General features: G+C 36.4%; 2 protein-coding genes. Both read right to left on the bottom strand.

The window, feature by feature from the left end:
• Positions 1 to 425: 425 nt before the first annotated feature.
• The gene (locus ETC02_RS16525; RefSeq protein ID WP_050367389.1) at positions 426 to 716 is read right to left on the bottom strand and encodes a helix-turn-helix domain-containing protein; all 291 of its coding nucleotides are present in this window, start codon (positions 714 to 716) and stop codon (positions 426 to 428) included.
• Between the two features lie 110 nt (positions 717 to 826).
• A complete protein-coding gene (locus tag ETC02_RS16520; protein ID WP_050367388.1) occupies positions 827 to 1186 on the bottom strand; it encodes a type II toxin-antitoxin system RelE/ParE family toxin in 360 nt (119 codons plus the stop codon).
• Positions 1187 to 1518: the final 332 nt, after the last annotated feature.

Here is a 1518-nt window from a genome sequence, read left to right as displayed (position 1 = left end):
AAGATCAAGCTGATGAAACGTCGGGGATACGGATACAGAAATATCCAGCGTTTTGCATTGCGGGTTCGGCTAGAAACAGCTAACATACTTTCATGACAGGTGCAAGTACAACTTTTGGTGATGAACCATTTTTTTCATAATTACCTTCCCACTAAAAATTCTTAACTTTGGATTTTACGCGTTTATTCTTAAAAAGAGTCTTATTTAGATTTAAAAATTATCCTTTGTATCATCTGTAGAGAACCGCCTCTAAGGCGGTTCTCCTCATAATAAAGGGAGATAATTATGCTTATAAAAGAACAATCTTTTGTATTCTCTTATATAAATTTTAAATATCTCTATATGGTACATTTTTCCATAGAGCGATTATAAAATGTACACTTTTATAATTTACTTAACTTACTACCGCACTAAAACATGAATATTTAAACCATAATTGTAGCTGCATGCTCGTCTTTCGCCTTCTTATCAACAATTATTATTTCTAAATCTAAAGCCCGCGCAAGCTTAAGAAGAGTTGATAATTCTGGTACATCTTTTCCGTTTTCAATCCTAGATATTGTTTTTTGAGCCACTCCTGTCATTTTTGAAAGATCACGTTGAGACAACTTTTTCCGATCACGTGCAGCCATTAATTTACCTACGATCTCCAATAGGAAGTACTCTTCTGGATCTTGCTGCATTAACTCTTTACGGAGATCGTCAAAAGATTTCATTTAAACTTTCCCTCCTTCTTGGCAAATTTGCACTCAACATAAGAATTATATTTATTAGAATCTCTAGAGGTCCCGCATTACTCTTACGACCGATAAATCGGTCGCAGACGTCATTGTTTACGATTGATATATTCTTCTTTTCGTTGTTCTGCACGCTTAATTTCAACGCGTGGAGTTTTGTTTTGCTTTTTTGGGAATACGTTAGTGAAAACAATTGTGTCGCCTTCAAAATAGAAGAATAACACCCTATGGTCATTAATTCTAAGTTGCCAAATCCCATCCGTTCCAGTTAATTTCTTAATATCTTTATGTGAGACGACACCAGCATGAATAAGTTGCCCGTTTTCTTCTAAGTAATTCATCATAATAATTGTTTTCCTGTAAGTTTCCTTATCGTGCTTTTGTACTTCAAGAATCCAATCGTAAACAGGTTGACGTCCGCGACCATCGGTAAAGAATTCTAACTTCATTTGTCGCGGTTCCCCCTCTACATATTATTCATTTCCTATTCAAATTGATAACATTCGTGTTATCAGTTAAAATCATGATAACATGAATGTTATCACTTGTCAAATATTAATAAAGGAGCATTCCCGTTAGGAGCTTTTCCGGAGACTTGATCAAAAAAAGCCCTCTTGGTATGATGCAGGGGTGTCAACCACATCACTCACCATACCAAGGAGGACTTCAGATGAATTGTACACAAAACTATAAAATTGATCAAGTTACGGAACAAACGCTTGTCGTGGGCATCGATATCGCGAAACGAACCCACTACGCCTGCTTCGTGGATGACCGGGGG

The sequence above is a fragment of the Geobacillus sp. DSP4a genome, from assembly GCF_013096875.1.
GTDB lineage: Bacteria > Bacillota > Bacilli > Bacillales > Anoxybacillaceae > Geobacillus > Geobacillus thermophilus.
Note: the sequence above shows the minus strand (reverse complement) of the source record. Positions and strands in the feature narration are given on the sequence as shown.